Here is a 21,133-nt window from a genome sequence, read left to right as displayed (position 1 = left end):
CCTCCGCGTCCGGCTCACTCCCGGGTTGCAGCACAGCGTCATCCCCGGGCTTGGCGGCAGCCCCGGAACGCGCCATCACAAGACCGGCTAGCACTGAGCCGGCTCTGGATTCGGGATTTGTGACATGCGGTTAGGCGTCATCGCCGATGTGCACGGCAACCTACCGGCCCTCGAAGCCGTGCTGGCCAGCCTCGCCGGGCTCTCCGTCGATGCGGTGGTCAATCTCGGCGATTGCGCTTCGGGCCCGCTCTGGCCGGCGGAGACAGTACGACTCCTGCGCGCCAGCGAGATGAGCCATGTCCGCGGCAACCATGACAGAGCACTCGGCGCGGCCTCCCCTGAGGAACTCGGCGCTTCCGACAGCTTCGCCTGGCGAGACCTCGACGCCGAGGCGCGCAACTGGCTGGCGGCTCTTCCGTTCGAGATCGAGATCGGCAAGGCGCGCTGCTTCCATGCCAGCCCGACTGACGACGAGACCTATCTGCTCGACGAGGTCGAAGGCGGGCGCCTGGTCGCGGCCTGCCCTGAGGCGGTCGAGACGCTCCTCGGCGTAACCGGTCATGCCGTGGTCCTGTGCGGACACAGCCACCAGCCGCGCCTGCTGCGCCTCGGCAACGGAACCATCGCCGTCAATCCCGGCAGTGTCGGCAACCCGGCCTATCACGCCACTTATCCGAGCCTTCATGTCTCGGAAAGCGGCGCGCCGCACGCCCGTTTCGCAGTCGTGACGATGGCGGATGCGGTCGAGATCGAGCATCACGCCGTCGCTTATGACTGGAACCACGCAGCACGGCGTGCCGAAGAAAACGGCCGAGCCGACTGGGCCCACGCCTTGCGTAGCGGCTGGATGCCGAGATCGCGATAGCAGGAACCCTGGCCACCAAGCAGCCTTGGATCAGCTCATCGCCTCTACGGCGAGCCTTTGCCCATTGCCGAAGTCGCGGCCTGGAATCGAGGCGAGCAGCGCCTTTGTGTAGGGGTGCTGCGGCTGGCCAAAGACCGTGCCGATCGGACCGCTCTCAACCACCTCGCCGCTCTTCATCACCGCCACCAGGTCGCAGACCTGCGCCGCAACGCGCAGGTCATGGGTGATGAAGACGATCGACAGGCCGAGGCGCTGGCGCAGCTCCGCCAGGAGCTTCAGCACCTGCGCCTGCACGGACACATCGAGCGCCGAGACCGGCTCGTCGGCGACCAGCACCTCCGGCTCGAGCGCCAGTGCCCGGGCAAGGCCGATGCGTTGGCGCTGGCCGCCCGAGAATTCATGCGGATAGCGTTCGGTCGATGCCGGATCGAGCCCGACCAGCCCGAACAACTCCTTGGCCCGGGCCATGGCCTGAGGCCGCGCCATGCCATGAACGATCAGCCCCTGCGCCACCGCCTCGCCGGCCTTGCGGCGCGGGTTCAGCGAGGCGAACGGATCCTGGAACACCATCTGGATATCGCGTGTCGCCGCGCGCATCTCTTCGCGGCTCAGGCTGGCGAGGTCGGTGCCGTTCAGGCGGATCTCACCGCTATCGGGATCGATCAGCCGCACGAGGCAGCGCGCCAGCGTCGACTTGCCCGAGCCGGATTCGCCGACGATGCCGAGCGTCGCGCCCTTGGGCAGCACCAGCGAGACATCCTTGACCGCATGGGTGACGCGCTGGCCGCGCCCGAGGAAACCGCCGGTGCGATAGGTCTTCGAGACATGGCTGGTCGTCAGGATCGGCTCGTCGGGCAGCGCCCGCGGCGGCGGCGCCTTCAGCGGCGGCACCGCGGCGATCAGCTGCCTTGTATAGGCGTGCTGCGGATTGCCGAGCACGGCCTGCGTCGCGCCTTGCTCGACGACATGGCCCTTGCTCATCACCGCGACCCGGTCGGCGATCTCGGCCACCACGCCGAAATCATGGGTGATGAACAGGACAGCCGTGCCCTTGCGGCGCTGCAGGTCACGGATGAGCTCGAGGATCTGCGCCTGGGTGGTGACGTCGAGCGCCGTGGTCGGCTCGTCGGCGATCAGCACCTTCGGATCGAGCGCCAGCGCCATCGCGATCATGGCGCGCTGGCGCTGGCCGCCGGAGAGCTCATGCGGATAGGCCTTGAAGGCGAGCGTCGGATCGGGAATGCGGACTTCCTCGAGCAGCGCGAGCGTGCGGGCCTTGATCTCGGCGGCCGACAGCTCGGTGTGCAGCTCGAACATCTCGCCGATCTGGTCGCCGATGCTGCGCAGCGGGTTGAGCGCCGTCATCGGCTCCTGGAAGATCATGGCGATGCCGGCGCCGCGCACCTTGCGCATCTCGGCTTCGCCGAGCCCGCAGAGATCGCGCCCCTCGAACAGGATGCGGCCGCCATCGATCGCGACGCCGCCGGGCAGGAGCCGCATGATCGCATTGGCCATCATCGACTTGCCGGAGCCGGATTCGCCGACGACACAGAGGATCTCGTTCGCCGCGAGCGCGAGCGAGACTTCAGCCATCGCATGCGAGCGGTCGCCGCCGGCCGGCAGCTTCACGCTGACATCGTCGAGGACAAGGATCGGGCTCATCGGCTCTTCAGCCTAGGATTGAGAGCGTCGTTGAGCCCCTGCCCGACCAGCGAAACGGCGAGCACGGTGACGAGGATGGCGATGCCGGGAATGGCCGAGACATACCATTGCACCCGCAGCACGTCGCGGCCCGCCCCGATCAGGTTGCCCCAGGAGGCGACGTTCGGGTCGGAGAGCTTGAGGAAGGCGAGCGCGCTTTCGAGCAGGATCGCGATCGCCATCACGACGCTGGCATAGACGATCACCGGCGGCAGCGCGTTCGGCAGGATCTCGCCGAAGATCAGCCTGACATCCTTGAGGCCGAGCGTGCGGCCCGCCTGCACGAATTCGCGGTTGCGCAGCGACAGGAACTCTGCCCGCGTCAGTCGGGCCGAAGCCGGCCACGAGACGATGCCGATGGCGATCGTCACGGTGGTGATGGTCGAGCCGAAGACCGCGACCAGCACCAGCAGCAAGAGGAAGTTCGGCAGGGTCTGGAACGCCTCGGTGACGCGCATCAGCGCGGTATCGACGTAAGCGCCGTAATAGCCGGCGAAGGCGCCGATCGTGATGCCGATCATGACCGAGATCACCGTCGCCACGCCGCCGATCAGCAGCGAGATGCGGGCGCCATGGAAGATCTGGGCGGCGATGTCGCGGCCGGAATTGTCGGTGCCGAGCAGGAAGCGCGGATTGCTGAACGGCCAGATCAGCGGCCGCCCGGCGAGCGCCAGCGGATCGCGCGGGTAGAACCAGTCGGCGCTCGCGGCCATGGCGAGCACGAGGATGAGCAGCAGCAGGCCGATGATGGCGGCCGGACTGCGGCAATAGAGCTTCACTAACTCCATGGCTCAGTTCCCCGCCGTGATGCGCGGGTCGAGCCGGGCATAGAGCAGGTCGACGATGAAATTGACCGCGATCACCAGCAAAGCCGAGACGAAGACGATGCCGAGCAGCGTGTTGAGGTCGCGCTGGATCACCGATTCATAGGCGAGGCGCCCAAGCCCCGGCAGCGAGAACACGCTTTCGACCACGACCGAGCCGCCGAGCATGGTGCCGGCCTGCAAGCCGATCAGCGTCACCATCGGCAGGAGCGCATTGCGCAGCACATGCCGCACCACGACCCGCGTCTCGTCCATGCCCTTCGAGCGCGCTGTGCGGACGAAATCGAGGTTCAGCACTTCGAGCATCGAGCCACGCATGATGCGCAGATAAATCGCCATGTAGAACAGGCCGAGCGTCAGCGTCGGCAGGACGAGATGCAGGGCGATGTCGAGCGTCCGCCGTAAGCCGATGTAACTGACCGTGATGTCCTCGAACCCGCCCGCCGGCAGCCATTGCAGATAGATCGAGAAGATGACGATCGCCATCAGCCCGAACCAGAAGGTCGGCATTGCATAGAACATCAGGCCGAAGGTGGAGATCAGCGTGTCCGGCCATTTGTTGACGCCGCGCGCCGCAACGACGCCCAGGATCAGCCCGAAGAAGAAGGCGAAGGAGAGCGAGGCGGTCATCAGCAGGATGGTCGCCGGCAGGCGCTCGGCGATCACCGTCGCCACCGGCTTGCCGTAGATCGCCGAGAAGCCGAGATCGAGCCTGACCAGTCGCCAGAGATAATTGCCGAGCTGGGCCCAGACGGAGAGGTCGAGCCCGTAGAATTCGCGCAGCTGCTTGGCGGTGGTCGCGTCGCCCCCGCCCATCTGCGCCATCATTGCATCGACGGTGTCGCCGGGCGCGAGCTGCAGCAGCAGGAAAACCCCGATCAGGATCAGGATCAGGGTCGGGATCGAGGCGGCGAGACGCCGCCCCGCGAGAGCTAGGACACGCATGGCAGCACTGACAAGGTTGGCGAGAGCGTCACTCCGCCAACCACAGATCATGCCAGGAGGACGAGCCCCAGCGCGGTGTGTTGGAGTGGTTGCGGGCCTTGGCGCTGATCGCCGTCAGGAAGATCTGCTCGATCGGCGTCCAGATCGGCAGCTCGGTGTTGGCGCGCCGCACGAAGTCGCCATAGAGCGCCTTGCGTTTGGCCGCATCGACCTCGGTCGCCGCATCGTCGATGAGCTTGTCGATGGCCGGGTCGGTCCAGTCCCACTGATTAGTCCAGGGCGCGCCCTTGGGCTGGCCGGAGCGATACCAGACAGTGGTCGAGACGGCCGGGTCGTTGCGGTACTGGTGCCAGCCAGTGGCGAGATCGAAGGCGTGGTCGTCATAGACCTGCTTCAGATAGCCGCCGCCATCATTACGGACGATATCGACCTTGATGCCGACATCGACGAGCGACTGCTGGATGAAGGTGGCAAAGAGCGTGATGTCCTCGCCCCAGGGCGCAGGCAAAAGCCGCAGCGAGAAGCGCGTCCCGCCGGCGCCGGGCTTGAAGCCGGCCTCGTCGAGTAGCTTGGCGGCGAGCTTCTTGTCGAACGGGTACTGCGGGCCGTTGTCGGCCGGATAGAAATCGGTCGAAACCGAGGGGATCGGACCCGTGCCGCGCTTTGCGAAATCGCCGAGGAAGTTCTCGATGAAGAACGGAATGTCGAGCGCATGCGCAATGGCGCGCCTGACGCGGATGTCGGCGAGCTCCTTGCGGCGGAAATTGAACTCGACCGTGTTGGTGCGGGCGTTGCCCTCATTGCCCTTGGTCGAGACGATGAAGCGCGGGTCCTTGCCGAGGCGGGCCGAGTCCGAGATCGTAAGGCCCGAGAACGGGCTGTAATGGATCTGTCCCGCCTCCATCTGGGCGGCGGCCGCGGCGCGATCGGTCACCACGCGCCAGACGATCCGGTCGAGATAGGGCGCGTTGGCGCGCCAGTAGGTCGGGTTGCGCTCGGCGATGACGTGCTGGCCGCGCTCGTACTGCACGAACCTGAACGGGCCGGTGCCGACTGGCGCGAGGTTGACCGGGTTCTGGCGGATGTCGCCCTTACCTTCATAGAGATGGCGCGGCGAGACATAGCCGAGGTCCGGCAGCGCGCGCAGCAAGAGGTTGAGCGGCATCGGGCGCTCGTAGCGGAACACTGCCGTCAGCGGATCTGGCGTCTCGACCGCGGTGAGGAAGAGCTGCAGCGTGGTGCCGTAGTTCAGGATCTTCTTCCACATCTCCATCGCCGTGAACTGCACGTCGGCGGAGGTGAAGGGCTTTCCGTCATGCCAGGTCACGCCGGGGCGGAGCTTGAAGGTGATCGTCTTGCCGTCGGGCGCGGCCTCCCAGCTCTCGGCGAGCACGCCGACGGGCTGGCCGTTGGCGTCGAGATCGACCAGCTGCTCCTGGATCTTGCCGCCGATGATGTAGACGCCGGTCGAAGCCTGCAGGCTCGGATTCAGCTGGCGTTGCTCGGCGCCGTAATGGACGGTGAAGACACCGCCCTTGCGCGGCGTTTCCTGTCCGAAGGAGCGCATCGGGAACAGCACGCTGGAGGCGATGGCGGCGCTGGTCATCAGCGCGGCGCGGCGGGTCATATCCATGGATGATCTCCTGGGGCCGGCGTGCATATCAGGCACGATGCGGTCGTCGCTGAGCCCCGTCAATTCGACGGGGCCGTTCTTAAAAAAGGGAAAGCCGCCCTATTGCGGCAGGAAGCTCACGATCACGCCATTGGCGGAGGCGGCAGGCACACTGACGGCGCCATCGTGCCCGACCCCGGCAGGGCCGAGCGCCTTGGCAGCGCGGTCGAGATCCTCGCTCGCCAGCACGATCGCCACGGCACCGGCCGGCGCCGTACCGACCCGCACCGCATCCGGGTAGCGCCGAGCGAGGCCGTTGGCGTCATAGAACAGGAAGTCGGCGCGCTTGCCGCCCGACGGCACCAGCCAGGCATCGTCCTGCTGCTTCACCGGCTCGTCGATCAGCCGGCTCAGATGCTCGGCGGCGGCCTTGGGATCGGTGGCAAGCACTTCGACGCGGATGATGCGGCTCGCGCCGTTCGCATGGCTCTGCAGCTCCGGAATCCAGACCGTCTCGCGGGTCAGATGCTGGCAGGCGAAGATGCGCAGGCTGCCGGGATTCTCGTCCAGCGGCCAGCGGAAGACGTTGAACCTGGCCTCGCCCTTGCCGCCATTGGGCAGATCGACCGGCCGGCCGAAATGGACAGGGCCGAGCGGCTCGAGGCCACGGCTCTTCAGCTCGGCGGCGCCGGCGGCGGCATCGTCCGTGGTGAAGGCGGCCCGCTCGATGCCCTCGCGCTCCCGAAGAAAGTCGCGGGTGGGCTTGTTGTGTTCGGTCTCGGCCAGGATGCCGAGCAGCTCGACATAATCGTCACCGAACATGATCGTGTAGTTGCCGCTGCCGAGAATGGGCGAATGCGTGCCGCGCGGCGAGACGGTGAAACCGAGGCGCTGCCATTGCCGGGCCGACGCGTCGAGATCGCGAACCGTCACCACGACATGATCGAGACCGAGAATGTGCTTCAGCGGCATGACGCCCCCTTATGATCAGAACCCAACGGAAGGAGAGTTCATCCGAACGGAGGTTAGGGCGCAACCGCTCCGGGATGACGATTCCAGCAACCCCCACTGCGTGGGAGACATAGCGTCGGGAGAATAGTATTTTCAAGAACCCGAGAAGCGAAGGCAAAATTTGGTAGAATTCATTCGTTTCAGGCGCAGAAAGTAGTAAATTATTCTCCGGCAGACGAAGTACCGGGAACGGCCTACTTGCGGGCTGATGGCCATGGCGGCAAGGATACGGGTACGCCCGCGGCGCGGGTCGTCACTCAACCCCTCCCTGCCGAAAGACGCCGCCGATGACTGCCCCCTCTTCCGTCGCCTGGCCGCCCTCGCTCTGGGCCGCGACGGCCCAGCCTGGCTCCGTGCTCGGGACGCTCGAAGGGCCAGTCGAGAGCGATGTCGTGGTGATCGGCGCCGGCTTCACTGGTCTCTCGACCGCGATCCACCTGCGCGAGAGCGGGATCGGCGTCACCATCCTGGAAGCGGCCGAGCCCGGCTGGGGTGCCTCCGGGCGCAACAATGGCCAGGTCATCCCGACGCTGGCCGGCCATGATCCTTCCGCGATGGTTGCCCGGCATGGCGAGGCCGGCGAGCGCTTCAACGCGGTGCTGCGCGACAGCGCGCAATATCTCTTCGATCTCGTGCGCAAATACGAGATCCCGGCCGAAGCCGAGCAGGCCGGCTGGGTCCAGCCCGTGCATTCGCCCGGCCGTTTCAAGCTCGCCGAGAAGCGCGTCAGGGAATGGTCCGCGATCGGCGCACCGGTCGAACTGCTCGATCGTGTGGCGACGGCGCAGATGCTCGGCTCGGATGCCTGGTTCGGCGGCTTCTGGAACCGCACCGGTGGCCATATCAACCCGCTCGCCTTGACTCGCGGCCTTGCCGAGGTCGCGCTCAGGCTCGGCGCGACCATCCATGCGCGCTCGCCGGCCGTGAGCATGGTCCATCAGAACGGCCGCTGGCTGGTGACGACGGCACAGGGGTCGGTGACGGCACGCGCGCTCGTGCTGGCGACCAACGCCTATACCGGCGAGTTCGAGCGCGACCTCGCCCCGGAGATCGCCAGCGAGGTCATCCCCGTCCTGTCCTGGCAGATGGCAACCAAGCCGGTCAGCGACAATATCGCGAAGACCGTCATCCCCGGCCGGCAGGCGATGTCGGACACGCATCGCGAGCTCTATTTCGCCCGCTGGGACGCCCGCAACCGCCTGGTGACCGGCGGTGCCGCGGTCCTGCCCGGAGCCGGCGGCGCCAAGCTTCGCCCGGCGGTCGCAGCACGGCTGAAGCGACTCTGGCCGCAGCTCGGCGAGGTCGAGTTCGACTATGTCTGGTCCGGCTATGTCGGGATGACGCCCGACAATCTTTTGCAGCCGCAGGTGCCGGGCTATCCGCGCATCCATCAGCTCGGGCCGAACGGTTTTGCCTGGGTCGGCTGCAACGGCCGCGCCGTCGCATTGTCGATCTCGCTCGGACGCGAGCTGGCAAAGGCAACGCAAGGCGCGGCACTGGAGACGCTGGGCCTGCCGCTCTCGGTGCCGAGGGCACAGCCCTTCCAGGGCTTGATCCGCCGCATCGCGCCGCTGGCCCTGCCGCTCTACCGAAGGCTGGATGCGCAGGAAATCTAAACAGCTCCCATCAACTCAGCAGGATCGCGCGGATTTCCTGCCAGCTCTCCGCATCGGGCGCGCAGAGCAGGCCGAGCGTCGGCCGTGCCGGCTGATAGGGCTGGCCATCCAGCATGCGGACATGGCCGCCGGCCTCGGCATAGATCAGCGATCCCGGCGCGTGGTCCCAGGGGCTGAGCCGGCCATAGAGCAGGAAGTGGCCGTTGCCCGCGGCGGCGAGCCGGTATTCATGGCCGCAGCAGCGCAGCGACGAGACATTGGCGAAGGCCGGCATGTGCCCCGGCAGCTTGCTGCGCAGCGGCTCCGGGAAATACTGCCAGCTCATCATGCCGGTCATCTCGCGCGGAGGGGCGGCCGGCGCCACCCGCAGGTCGCGGCTCTTGCCGTCGTCGGAGCCGAGCCAGGCACCCTCGCCACGCAGCGCCATGGCGCTGTCCCCGACGATCGGGTCATGGATCACCGCGGCGACGACCTCACCCTTGACCAGCACCGCAGCCATCACGGCGAAGAGCGGCAGGTCGGAAGCATAGTTCAAGGTGCCGTCGATCGGGTCGATGACGAAGGCGAGCTCGGCATCGCCGAGGCGCTCGACCAGCGCCGGATCGGCGGCGACCGCCTCCTCGCCGATCAGCGCGGCGCCCGGAAAGGCCCGGGCGAGCTCGGCGCTGATGAAGCGCTCCGCCGCCTCGTCGGCCTCGGTGACGAGGTCGGTCGCCGAGCGCTTTTCGCGGATCTCGCCCTCAGCCAGGTTGCGGAAGCGCGGCATGACCTCGCGGCGCCCCGCCTCGGCGAGGATGCGGGCGAGCGTCTCATGGTCCTGGCGTGTGAAGATCATCGTGGTCCAGTCGGCAAGAGTAGTGTGCGGCAATCAGCCCAGGTCGAACTCGACCAGGATCGGCTGGTGGTCGGAGACCTTGGTCTCGATATCGCAAATAATGGTGCGGGCCCGCGCCGCGAGATCGGGCGTCGCCAGCACATAGTCGAGGCAGCCGGCCTGGCCATAGGTCTGGTCGAACAGGTTGGCGGTCAGCGGGTGCGTCGCCTCCCCCATCACCGAAGGCCAGAGGTCGACCAGCGGCGGCTCGCCGCCGTCGAACGGCGCCAGCAACCGTGCCAGCACCGGATCGTCCGGCCGCATGTTGAAGTCGCCGGTCAGCACCGCGCTCACCGAGCTCGGCGTCATCCGATAGGTGTGCGGCCCGGCGGCTCGAGGCCTGGCATGACGCGCCAGCGCCATGCGGTGGGCCTCGCGAATGCCGTCGACCTGCGCGGCGCGCAGCTCCGACGACGAGTATTCGAGATGCGTCGTCATCAGCCTGACCGGGCCGAGCGGCGTCAGCGCCATCGCTTCGATCAGCATGCGCGGCATGTTGCGGGTCTCGGCCGCTTCCCAGGGCAGGAGATGGCGCAGCGCCTGCGCGACGGGATAGCGCGTCAGCAAGAGGTTGCCGAAGCGCTGGCGGCCGCCCTTGCCATCGTCGACATCGACGCCGATGCCCTCGATCGCGGTGAAGCCCGGCAGCAATTCGGCGAAGCGGGCGAACTGGTCGGTCTCGTCGTTGAAGTCGAGCTCGGGGAAGTTGTCCGCGACCTCCTGCAGGCAGAGGACGTCGAAATCCGCCATCTGCCGGGCATGGGCGACGACGCGCGCCGGGTCGACGCGGTTGTCCATGCCGCGGGCCCATTGGATGTTCCAGGTGATCAGTTTCATCCGAGCCGCCATGTCGTCACTTGATGCATGTCGTCACTTGATTCCTGCGCGCATGAAGCTCTGCACGAACTGGCGCTGGAACAGCAGGAAGCCGACCAGCAGCGGCGCCGAGGTCATCAGCGTCGCAGCGCAGATCACGGCCCAGTCGATTCCCTGGTCGCTCGACGAGAAGACCTGGAGGCCGACCGTCAGCGGCCGCGACTCGACCGAGTTGGTGACCAGCAGCGGCCAGAGGAAGTTGTTCCAGTGATAGCTAACCGAGACGAGGCCGTAGGCGATATAGGTCGGCTTGGCGAGCGGCACATAGACCTTCATCAGCACTTGCAGCGGACTCGCCCCCTCGACGCGGGCCGCGTCGTCGAGCTCCTTCGGCACGGTCTTGAAGGTCTGCCGCAGCAGGAAGATGCCGAAGGCCGAGGCGATATAGGGCAAGGCGATGGCCGGGATCGTATCGATCAGGTTGACCCTGGCGAGGGTGCGGTAGTTCTCGACGATCAGCGCGTCCGGCATGATCATCAACTGCGCCAGGATCAGCGCGAAGGCGATGTCGCGCCCCCAGAAATCCTGCCGCGCCAGCGCATAGGCCGCGAGCGTCCCCAGCACGAGCTGGAAGGCGAGGATCATGGTGACGAGGATGAAGGTGTTGAGAAAATAGCGCGCGAAGGGCGCGGCCGCCCAGGCGCGGGTGAAGTTGTCCAGCGTCAGCGGCGCGGTCAGCTCGAAACGGGTCGTGTACTCGGCCGGATGGATCGCGGCCCAGACGGCGTAAGCCAGGGGCAGAATCCAGATCAAGGCGAGCAGGATCGCGCCGATCGATTCCAGCGTCAGCGCCAGGCCCTTCGGCGCGTAAGGATCGGGGCGGCTGGAGGCCGCCGGCTGCGGTTGAGGCGCGCCGCTCATTGGTAATGCGTCCTGCGTTCGAGCCAGCCGTACTGGACGAAGGCCACCAGCGCGAGCAGCAGCAGCAGCACGCAGGTCAGCGCCGCGGCATAGGCGGTGTCCCAGAAGCCGAAGCCGACCTGATAGATGTAGAACAGCAGCAGCGTCGTCGCATTGTCCGGGCCGCCGCGCGTCATCACGAAGATATGGTCGATCATGCGGAAGGCGTTGATCACCGCATTGATCAGCACGAACAGCGTCGTCGGCATCAGCAGCGGGAACTGGACGCGCCGGAAGAACGTCCAGCGCGAGGCGCCCTCGATCGCCGCCGCTTCGCCGAGGCTGGGCGGGATCGCCTGCAGCGCCGCGAGGTAGAAGATCATGAAGAAGCCGGCCTCCTTCCAGATCGCGACGACGGTGACGGCGTAGAGCGCGGTGTCCTGCGACCCCAGCCAGTTGGTGGAACGCCCGCCGAAGGCGCCGACGATCTGCTCGAGCAGGCCGTATTGTGGGGTGAAGAAGAACAGCCAGATATTGGCGACCGCGATCATCGGCAGGATGGTCGGGGTGAAATACGCCATCCGGACCAGGGTGCGGCCGGCGATCCTGTCGTTGACCCAGACCGCCATCAGCAAAGCGAGCGCGATCGAGGTCGGGATCGTGCCCATGGCGAACCAGAGATTGTTCGCCATCGCCTTCCAGAAGATCGGATCGGCCATCATCTGCTGGTAATTGTCGAGCCCGACGAAACGCGCCGGGCGGCGCGCCCGCGGGGTCGACATGAAGCTGTCGACGAAGCTCGCGATCGCGGGCCAGTGCGTGAACAGGGCCAGGCAAGCCATGGCCGGCAGCAAAAGCAGCCAGCCATGGATCGTCGCGGTCGCGCGGTTGTTCATCGGCTCAGCGATAGGACTTCAGGATGCGCTCGGCTTCCGTCTGGGCGTCGGCCATCGCCTGCGCCGGCTGCTTCGTGCCGGTCAGGGCCGCCTGCAGGCCGTCGTTCAGTGCCTTGGTGACGCGCTGGTTCTCATGGGTCGAGAGCTCGGCGACGGCGGTCGGCAGCTGGTCGCGGGCGACGAGGGCCTGCGGGAAGTCGGCGACGTATTTCTTCATCGCCTCGGTCTCGTAGGCCGCCGGCGTCACCGCGACATAGCCGGTATCGGCGCTCCACTGCGCCGCCCGCTCCGGCGTGGTGATCCAGCGCACGAACTTGAAGGCAGCTTCCTGCTCGGCCGGACTCGCCTTCTTGGAGAGGTAGAAATTGCCGCCGCCGGTCGGGCTGCCGGGCTTCTTGCCGGCGGGCAGCACGGCGACGCCGAAGGGGAACTTGGCGTTGGTCCTGACATTGGTGAGGTTGCCGGTGGTGGTCCACATCATCGCGACCTTCTTCTCGAAGAAGTCGCGCGGCGTGGTGCCCCATTCGACGATGCCGGGCGGGTGGACCTTGTGCTTCTGCGCCAGGTCGACCCAGTACTGCAGCGCCTCGACCACGCCGGGGTTGGCGTAATCGGTCTTGTCGCCGGCCGGATTGGCAAGGATGGCGCCGGCCTGCGTCGTCAGCCCCTGGAAGAGCCAGTAGGGGAAGCCCGAAGACGGGATCTGGATGCCCCACTGGCTGGTGTTGCCGGCGGCATCGCGCTTGGTCAGCTTCTGCGCGAATTCGAGCTGCTGCGCCCAGCTGGTCGGCGGCTTCTCGGGGTCGAGCCCGGCCTCCTTGAACAGCTCTTTATTCCAATAGAGGACCACCGTGGAACGCTGGAACGGGATGCCCCAGGTCTTCCCGCCGGTCTGGCTGTTCTCCATGAAGCTGGGGAAGAAACCCGAAAGCCACTTCTTGTCGTCCTCGGTCTTGATGAAGGGATCGAAGGGAACGATCGCTTCCTCGTCGATCAGCGTGAACATGTCGGTCGAGAGCAGCACCGAGAGCACCGGCGGCGTGCCGCTCTTGTGCGCGGTCAGCGCCTTGACGATCGTCTCCTGATAGGTGCCGGCATAGATCGGCTTGACCTTGATGCTCGGGTTTTCCTTCTCGAAGCCGGCCGCATAGCTGTCGATCAGCTTGGTGATCGGCCCGCCGACGGCAACCGGATAGAAGAAGGAAAGCTCGGCCGATTGGGCGAGGGCCGGTCTCGCCATGGCGAGCGAGCCGGCGAGAGCCGCGGTGCTGCCCAGAAATTCACGCCTGTCCATGCTGTTGCACTCCCCTTGATACGGCGTTTTGAACGCCTTGGTTGTTCAGGCGTCGTCAGTCGAGGACGAGCCTTTGCTCGGTCTTCAAATCGAACCAGTGCACCGCCGCCTGCGACAGTCTGATGTGGACCCGGTCTCCCGCCGCGGCGCGAACCTTTCCGGGCCGGCGCACGATGAAGGGCTGGCCGTCGACGCGGGTCTCGACCAGGGTGTCGGCGCCGAGATACTCGACCGCCACGACATCGGCCGCAATGCCGGCCTCGGTGAGCTCGGTCATCTCGGGCCGGATGCCCACCGCAAGCGAGCCCGGCTCGGCATGAACCGGCGGCGAGAGGCCGGTGCCGCCGCTCGCCGAAATGGAGGCGAGCGGGATCACGTTCATCGGCGGCGTGCCAACAAAGCGGGCGACGAAGATCGTCGCCGGATTCTCGTAGAGCTGGTCGGGCGGCGCATCCTGCTCGATCCGCCCGTTGCGCATCAGCACGACCTGGTCGGCCATGGTCATCGCCTCGACCTGGTCATGCGTGACATAGACCATGGTGATGCCGAGGCGCTGCTGCAGCTCGCGGATTTCGCGCCGCATCTCGACGCGCAGCTGGGCATCGAGATTGGAGAGCGGCTCGTCCATCAGGCAGACTGGCGCCTCGGCGACGATCGCCCGGCCGAGCGCGACGCGCTGCTGCTGGCCGCCGGAGAGCTGCGAGGGCTTGCGCTCGAGCAAGGCGGTGAGCCCGAGGATCGAGGCGGCGCGGGCGAGCCGCTCATCGCGATCCGCGCGCGACACTTTCCGCACCTTCAGCCCGAACAGGATGTTCTCGGCGACAGAAAGATGCGGGAACAGCGCATAGTTCTGGAACACCATGGCGATGCCACGCTGCGACGGAGCCGCGCGGGTGACATCGCGCCCGCCGATCGCGATCGAACCGGTGCTGCTGTCCTCCAGCCCGGCGATCAGCCGGAGCGTGGTCGACTTGCCGCAGCCGGAGGGCCCGAGCAGCGCGACGAGCTTGCCGCCCTCGACGGTGAAGCTGACATTGTCGACGGCAGCTGCGCCGCCCCAACTCTTCGAAACGGCCTTGAGCTCTACCGAAACCATTCGCGACCCGGCCATCCCCAGCAATTCGTCGTGAGCCGGCGCAAGAATCCGACCTGCCGGCTACGCGCCGAGGGGCGAGCATGATGCCAAAATCCGCGCTGAGACAAGAGCGCGCCCGTAAGGGTCCGCGAGCTCCTGTGCGATCCCCGGCGAACGGTCGAACCTTGCCCGCACCCTGCCCTATCAGAACCTGACCGCGAGCCTGGCGTTGAAGGCGTGATCGGTGGCGTGCTTTGCGAGCTGGCCGTCGTAGGAAAGCGCAATCTCGGCGCCTGGTGTGAGGTTCAGCGCGAACCCTGCGCCGACGACCAGCGCGTCGCGGGCGATCGGAACGCCCGCGATCGAGAACGGCGAACCACCCGCAAAGCTCTGCAACGACAATGGGGTGACACCGCCCGCGGCGCGGCGCCAGCCGAGCGTGGTGTCGAACCGCACAGGCAGGCTGCCGAGATCGAAGCCGATCTGCGCACGCAGGCCCAATGTCGCGAAGGCCACCGCGGTGGTCTGCGCCTTGGCGGAGAGTGCGGCGACGCCGCCGGTTTCGGTAAAGGCGCTGCTACGCAAATTGACATAGGCGAGATTGGCGAAAGGCTCGAATGCAGCCGGGCCGAGATCGAACCGATAGGCGATCTCGCCAAAGGCCTGGATGCTGCGGGCGTCATAATCCGACTTCAGCGTCTCACCGAAGCCCGGGAAAGACACTGTGCGCCGCGTCGAGAGCTCGTGCCAGGCATAGGTCAGGCCGCCGCTCAAGCGGAAGCGATCGAGGCGTGCGCCGCCATAAAGGCCGACATGGTAGTTGTCCGCCTCGCCGCGGGAGAGGCGTTTGGCGACCTCGAAGGTCGAGCGCGAATAGCCAGCGGCGATGCCGATCCGGGCATCCTGCGCCGCCGCGATGTCAAAACCGGCATTGAGCCCATTGTTCGAGCGGGTGAGCGAGGCGGCATTGCCGTCGCCACGCGTCTGGCCCCAGGAACCGAAGCCGCGTGCCCACAGCGCGAAGCTCTCTGCTGGCGTGGCCGAGATGGCCCCTTTGCTCGAGGCATAGGCCAGTGTCGCTATGTGTGGTGCGCCAATCCCGTCGAAGGCGGCGCGGATCCGGTCGGAGACGGCGCTTCGGGCGATATGACTTCCCTCGATCACGGCGGTCTTGGCCGAGGCGTGGATCTCGCCAGACAGGCTGTCATAGGCGCGCCGCGCCTCCCCCTCGTCGCGCAACTGCGTGAAGCTCAGCCAGAGCGGGCTGGCATCGCCGAGGCTCTCCAGGCCGAGCGCGGTCTGCGCCTGATTGCGCGTCTGCGCGATCGCGGTGAACGGCAGATCATTGCGCAACAGAGTCAGCGTGACGCTGGTCGCGTCGTAGTCCAGCCTCGGATCGAGAAAGAGGTAGCGCGACGCAACGTCGTCGAAGCGCCCGTCGACGCCCTGGGTTGCGGTCAGGATGGTGTAGCGCCGGCTTGCCCAATAGGTGCCGTCCTCGCCGAGATGGATGACCGAACCGCCGGCAAGGCGCGCCTTGCCGCTGGCGCGGATCAGGTCGCTCGACGTGCCGTCCGGGCTGACCTCGACCTCATAGGCCGCGCCGCGCTCGAAGCTGATGTCGCCGGCGACGGTGAGCGTGCCGATCGAATTGCCGGGCGCGACGGTCGCACCGGAGCGGATCGTGGTCGACCCGACGGTGCCGCTGCCCTGCAGCCGGGCGCCCGCCTGTACACCGAGCTCGCCGCCGAGTGCGCCGTTGACGACGAGCATGCCAGCGGAGACCGTGGTCGCGCCGGCAAAGCCGGAGCTGTCGCCGATCAGTTCGAGCCCGCCCCTGCCGGCCTTGGTGAACCGGCCTGTTCCGGAGAACACGCTCGCCAGGCTGGCATCGCCCTGCTGGTTGAACACGACCGCGCCATTGTTGGCGATGTTGCCGGAGATCGAGGCGGCATCGCCAATAAGCGTGCCGGCCGTGACGATCGTGTTGCGGTAAAAATTCGTGCCCATCAGCGTCAGCGCGCCGGCGCCGGTCTTGACCAGGTCGCCATAGCCGTAGACGCCGCCGGACAGCGTCGCATCATGGCCGTTGGTATCGAGCGTCCCCGTGCCGATCAGCAGCACGGTTCGGTCCGTATTGAACGAAGCGCCGAAACGCAGCGCACCACCGAGGAAACTGATCGCGGTCCCGCTGGCGCCAAGATTGCCGTCGGCGGAGACCTGCAGCGCGCCGGCCCGGATCAACGTGCCGCCGGAATAGGAGTTGGCGCCAGTCAGGATCGTCGTGCCTGTGCCGGATTGCACGACGGCACCCGTCCCCGAAATGGCACCGCCAAAGGTGTAGTCACCCGAGCGGTTGAAGCTCAGCACAGCATCGTTGACCACATTGCCGGCTAGGTCGCCGGTCGAGCCGCCATCGCCAATCTGCAGCATGCCGGCTGCGATCGTCGTGCCGCCGGCATGTGCTGCGCTGCCGGTCAGAACCAGCGTGCCCCAGCCTTCCTTGATCAACTGGTCGCCGAGGATCGTCCCGCTGGTCGCGAAGCTGGTCCCAGCCCAGGTCTCGATCGTGCCGGCTCCCTGCAGGAAGATCGGCCGGCTGCTCGTGATATCCGCCAGCGTCGCGAGTTTCGCGCCGGAGATCAGCAACGGAGCGGTCGCCGCACCGAGATTGGCGTCGGCGACGATGGCGAGCGTGCCGCCGATGATGCTGGTTCCGCCGCTATGGCTGTTGCTGCCGGTGAGCAGCAAGGTGCCGTTCCCGGCCTTGATCAGGATGCCACCATTGCCGGTGATCTGCCCGGCAAAGACGCTGTCCTGTGCCTGATTGACCGTGAGGTCACCGTTGGTGCCGAGCGCGACCTCGCCGCCGGTGCCGGCGAGCAGGCTCATCGACAGGGGAAAGCCGTTGAGATCGAGCTTGCCGCCGGTCAGAACCCAGTCGGTGTCATTCGGCAGCGCGCCGGCGCTGTCGGCGCGAAGCGTGCCGGCGGTGATCAGGGTGCCGCCGGTCCAGCTGCCCGTGCCTGAGAGGGCGAGCGTGCCATCGCCCCATTTGATCAGCCCGCCGGCGCCGCTCACTGAGCCGGACAGGGCAAGCGTCGTATTGGCCACGGTCTCGATCGCACCGGTGCCGCGCAGGGTGACCGCGCGGGTGGATGCGATGTTCGCCGTCGTGTGCAGCGCGCCATTGTCGAGGGTCAGCCCGCCGCCCGCGGCGCCGAGATTGCCGTCAGCCGCGATCTGCAAGGCGCCGCCGGAAATGATGGTGCCGCCGCTGTAGCTGTTGACACCGGACAGGATCAGCGTGCCGTCGCCGGTCTTCTCGAGGCCCTCCGTGCCGGTGATCGTCGCATCGATCCGGGCGGTCTCGCCGTCGAGCACCCGGATTTCGGGCGTGGTGATGGTGATGCCACCGCCGCTGAAACTGTGCAGGTTGAGGCTGCCCCCGGAGCCTCCAACCAGCGTGTAGCTCCCCCCGGCGAACTGCAGCCCGACGGCGTTGTGCTGGCCATCCAGGGTGACCGTGCCGCCGGGGCCGCGGAAGACGCCATAGGCGCTGCCCCATTGCGTCGGCGCCGCCCCACCGAAGTCGAACCAGTTCGGATTGGCAGCGTTCCAGATACCGGAGCTGCCGCCGGCCGGCGTCGTGCCCCAGAGCTGTAGGATAGTGAGGCCGTTGGGAGTGACGAGGACGTCGACCTTGCCGGCTTGCGAGGTGTCGACGGCATAGCTGTAGGCGAACGGCGTGGTATTCGGGGTCGTTCCGCCAGCGAGCCCGCTGCCCGACAGGCTGCCGGTATAGCTGAAGACGCGATGGTAGCCGATCGCAGGCTGGGAGCTGCTGGCAAGGTTCAACGTGCCGTTATTGAGCACGAGATTGCCATTGACCCGCGTCGTCGCGGAGCCGACCGATGAGGCGCCATAGCCATGGAGCTGGTAGTCGTAGTTGCTGCCTGAATTAAGCGTCAGCGTGCCGTTGACGATAAGCGCCGCGGCGTCCGACGGCTTGACGGTGCCACCCGCATTGGCGGTCAAATCGCCCTCGACGGTCAGCGAGGTCCGCCCCGAGGGCGCGAACGTGCCGCCACTGTTGACCGTGGTCGCGCCGATCGCGCCTTCACCGGCGGCAATGCCGGCGGCGTTTATGGTCACCGTGCCGCCGAGACGCGCTGTGCCCGCCATGCGCAATGTGGCGTTCGACACGGTCGTGGCGCCTAAGAAGCCGGAACTGTCGGCGGTGAGGCTGGTCGTGCCGGAGAGGACGCTGATCGCCCCTGCACCGGAGATCGCGCCCGAGAAGGTGTAGTCACTGGTGGTGTGGTTGAACACCAATGTACCGGTACCCGCGCCGAAGCGGATATCTCCCTCGAGCATGCCGGAGGCGACCGCGGCCTGCCCTGCTGCGGCGCCAATGTTGATCGTGCCGGTGCTGCCGGCATTCCGGGCGACATCGATCCGCTTGCCACGTCCGGCGCCAGCCCTGCCGCCATCGGCGACGGTCAGCGTGGCGCTGCCGGAGTTCCCGACCGTGAACGTCGTCGCGATCAGGCTGGATCCCGGGCCGGAAACCAGCGCCGAGCCTGTGCCGTTCTCACCGAGCGCGAGCTCCCGGGCCGAGACATGCGATCCATTGCCGGTGACACTGATCGCACCGGCTCCTCCGGCTGCTGCCGCGGTGGTGATCAAACCGGCTTGAACGATTCCGCCATTGGCGACGCTGAGGCTGCCATGACCTGCATCGCCAATCGCGAGCCGGCTCCCGACGGTCCATGCCGCGCCGGCCCCCGCGACCTCGACAGCCGCAACCGCGCCTGGAGCGTTCGTGATGTGGGCATTCGCAGTCGTCAGTTGCGCTCCCGGCGCAAAGACGAGTGTCCCGGCCTCGACCGCCATGTTGCCGACGCGGGCCGTCGCCGCTCCCGAAAGCGTCCAGCTGCTCGCGCCGCTCTTGTTGAAGTCCAGGAAGCCCTGATATTGCGAGCCCAGTCCGCGCAGATCGAAGCTCGCATTCGCCGCACCGCCGAGGATGAGCGTCGCATTGCTGCCACCGAGCACCTTGCCGACGAGATTGTATCCCGCCTGAAGCTCCACCGCGTTGCCGCTGCCGTTGAGGGCGATGGCCGCGCCCTGCGCGCCCGGAACGAAGCCCTGGCTGCTCCCGCCGCGAACCTCGCCCGCGATCGTTAGGGACGTACCGCCACCGGTCACGCCGATGCCCGACCCACCATCGCCGCCGCGGCCGCTCGATGATTGCTGGCCGAGGCCGCCGAGCCCGCCTGCTACCTGCGCGCCGCTCTGGACCGTAATCGTCGCCTGGCCGTCGACAAAGATACCGGCGCCCCCGACAGCTCCGAACCTTGCATAGCTGGTGTTACCACCGCCGCCGCCGGTCACGGTTCCGCCCACCGTGATCGAGGCGGAACCTGTCACATGGATGCCGTCGCCACCCGCTCCAGCCGAGCCGCCGTAACCCTCGCGGCCACCATTGCCGCCCAGCGCACGGCTATTGGAGGCCAGGGTGACGATCGTGCTGCCACCGTACCTGGCGTCAACCTCGATCCCGGCGCCGCCGCGACCGCCGTTTCCGCCATTTCCAAAATTGCCGCGGTTGCCGTCTGGCATGCCGCTATAGCCGTGGCCGGAGCCACCATCGCCTCCGCCGCCGGCGTCACCGCCATCGCCGCCATTCCCGCCCTGAGCGGTGGTCGCGAAGAGGCTGATCTGCCGGCCATACAACGAGGAGAGCCCAGCACCGCCGGAACCGCCATCGCCGCCAGAGCCTCCGGGGCCGCCATCGCCGGGGTACATGCGGATCGGTATGCAGCCCCGGCCTGCCGGAAGGCAGACTTGTGTCTCGTAGCCGCCAGAACCATGACCGCCATCGCCGCCGTTTCCGCCCCGGCCGCCATTGCCTCCCTGGAGAGTCGCATTGGTGGTCGTCACGACGAGGTTGGGCGGCGCGTTGAAGTAGAATCCTTTGATGGGATCGTAAACGAGCTGTCGACCGGGCAGAGCTAGCCCCGCTGCACCGCCGCCGCCGCCACCGCCACCACCACCGCCTGCGCCCCCGTGCCCGATGAAGGGATCCCGGTAAGAGTTGCCGCCCGTCCCTCCGGTTCCGCCGCCACCGCCATGGCCACCCACCAGGCTGATCGTCTGGCCCGCTGTCAGCAATGTCCCGTAGAAATCGAGGCCGACGGCTCCGCCGCCACCGCCGCCGCCGCTGCCGCCATCATGGCCCGGCGCGCCAGCCGCCCCATGCGACGGCGATCCACCAGCCGAGCCGGATTGCCCGACATGTCCGAGATAACCAGGCGGGATCGACTGGAGGACGGATGTGCTGCCGCTGATATCTCCGCCCTCGCCGCCGCCATGGCCGCGCACGCCGCTACCGCCCTTGCCGCCCTGGGATCCACCGCCCGCTTTGGCATTGGCTCCGCCACCACCGCCACCGCCGCCGCCAGAATATTCGCCACCGGAACTCCCCGCTTGCCCGGCGGTCGGGCGACTGATGCCATGGGCGCCGCCGGCCCCGCCCTTCCCGCTTACTTGTCCCCAAGCGGGCAGCGCCAGCATGAGCGGCGCGCACAGCGCTAGAGGGCCAGCCACCGCGAGCAGGACACGCAACACCGCGGTCGATGGCGCGAAGGCGTCCGGCGCACGGACAGGACGCGGGCCAGCCCACGGCGCACGCGCCTTGG

At 67.2% G+C, this 21,133-nt stretch carries 14 protein-coding genes; 2 read left to right on the top strand and 12 right to left on the bottom strand.

Annotated features, from left to right (window positions below; genetic code table 11):
* Positions 1-124 precede the first annotated feature (124 nt).
* A complete protein-coding gene (locus ACSQ3M_RS27410) occupies positions 125-865 on the top strand; it encodes a metallophosphoesterase family protein (protein ID WP_436153246.1) in 741 nt (246 codons plus the stop codon).
* A gap of 30 nt (positions 866-895) precedes the next feature.
* On the opposite strand, the gene ACSQ3M_RS27405 is transcribed toward ACSQ3M_RS27410, so the two are convergent.
* From ACSQ3M_RS27405 to ACSQ3M_RS27385, 5 genes are all read right to left on the bottom strand, one after another.
* Positions 896-2,527 (bottom strand): ABC transporter ATP-binding protein, encoded by a 1,632-nt coding sequence (locus tag ACSQ3M_RS27405; protein WP_436153245.1) that lies wholly within the window; start codon positions 2,525-2,527, stop codon positions 896-898.
* Positions 2,524-3,354: an ABC transporter permease gene (locus ACSQ3M_RS27400; protein WP_436153244.1), complete on the bottom strand. Its 831-nt coding sequence runs from the start codon at positions 3,352-3,354 to the stop codon at positions 2,524-2,526. Before ACSQ3M_RS27400 ends, ACSQ3M_RS27405 begins: the two co-directional genes overlap by 4 nt.
* A gap of 3 nt (positions 3,355-3,357) precedes the next feature.
* Entirely contained in the window at positions 3,358-4,335 is a 978-nt protein-coding gene (locus tag ACSQ3M_RS27395) for an ABC transporter permease (RefSeq protein WP_436153243.1), read from the bottom strand.
* A gap of 28 nt (positions 4,336-4,363) precedes the next feature.
* Positions 4,364-5,968 carry an ABC transporter substrate-binding protein gene (locus tag ACSQ3M_RS27390; RefSeq protein ID WP_436153242.1) on the bottom strand — a complete coding sequence of 535 codons (1,605 nt, stop codon included), beginning with the start codon at positions 5,966-5,968 and terminating at the stop codon, positions 4,364-4,366.
* 99 nt (positions 5,969-6,067) lie between these two features.
* A complete protein-coding gene (locus tag ACSQ3M_RS27385) occupies positions 6,068-6,919 on the bottom strand; it encodes a VOC family protein (protein WP_436153241.1) in 852 nt (283 codons plus the stop codon).
* A 326-nt stretch (positions 6,920-7,245) separates the two neighbouring features.
* On the opposite strand from ACSQ3M_RS27385, the gene ACSQ3M_RS27380 reads away from it, so the two are divergent.
* Entirely contained in the window at positions 7,246-8,574 is a 1,329-nt protein-coding gene (locus ACSQ3M_RS27380) for an NAD(P)/FAD-dependent oxidoreductase (protein ID WP_436153240.1), read from the top strand.
* A 10-nt stretch (positions 8,575-8,584) separates the two neighbouring features.
* Here the strand turns inward: ACSQ3M_RS27380 and ACSQ3M_RS27375 are convergent, their stop codons facing one another.
* From ACSQ3M_RS27375 to ACSQ3M_RS27345, 7 genes are all read right to left on the bottom strand, one after another.
* Entirely contained in the window at positions 8,585-9,409 is an 825-nt protein-coding gene (locus tag ACSQ3M_RS27375; protein WP_436153249.1) for an inositol monophosphatase family protein, read from the bottom strand.
* Positions 9,410-9,442: 33 nt separating this feature from the next.
* The gene (locus ACSQ3M_RS27370; RefSeq protein ID WP_436153239.1) at positions 9,443-10,285 is read right to left on the bottom strand and encodes an endonuclease/exonuclease/phosphatase family protein; all 843 of its coding nucleotides are present in this window, start codon (positions 10,283-10,285) and stop codon (positions 9,443-9,445) included.
* A gap of 33 nt (positions 10,286-10,318) precedes the next feature.
* On the bottom strand, positions 10,319-11,185 hold the full coding sequence (locus ACSQ3M_RS27365; RefSeq protein WP_436153238.1) for a carbohydrate ABC transporter permease: 867 nt from the start codon (positions 11,183-11,185) through the stop codon (positions 10,319-10,321).
* A complete protein-coding gene (locus ACSQ3M_RS27360) occupies positions 11,182-12,060 on the bottom strand; it encodes a carbohydrate ABC transporter permease (RefSeq protein WP_436153237.1) in 879 nt (292 codons plus the stop codon). The genes ACSQ3M_RS27365 and ACSQ3M_RS27360 overlap by 4 nt, the downstream gene beginning before the upstream one ends.
* 4 nt (positions 12,061-12,064) lie before the next feature.
* Positions 12,065-13,354 carry an ABC transporter substrate-binding protein gene (locus ACSQ3M_RS27355; protein WP_436153236.1) on the bottom strand — a complete coding sequence of 430 codons (1,290 nt, stop codon included), beginning with the start codon at positions 13,352-13,354 and terminating at the stop codon, positions 12,065-12,067.
* 55 nt (positions 13,355-13,409) lie between these two features.
* Positions 13,410-14,450, bottom strand: coding sequence for an ABC transporter ATP-binding protein (locus ACSQ3M_RS27350; RefSeq protein WP_436153235.1), 1,041 nt, complete (start codon positions 14,448-14,450; stop codon positions 13,410-13,412).
* A gap of 183 nt (positions 14,451-14,633) precedes the next feature.
* On the bottom strand, positions 14,634-21,008 hold the full coding sequence (locus tag ACSQ3M_RS27345) for an autotransporter domain-containing protein (protein WP_436153234.1): 6,375 nt from the start codon (positions 21,006-21,008) through the stop codon (positions 14,634-14,636).
* Between the last annotated feature and the right edge of the window lie 125 nt (positions 21,009-21,133).

It is taken from the genome of Allobosea sp. LjRoot90 (assembly GCF_964254315.1).
Classification (GTDB): domain Bacteria; phylum Pseudomonadota; class Alphaproteobacteria; order Rhizobiales; family Beijerinckiaceae; genus Allobosea.
Note: the sequence above shows the minus strand (reverse complement) of the source record. Positions and strands in the feature narration are given on the sequence as shown.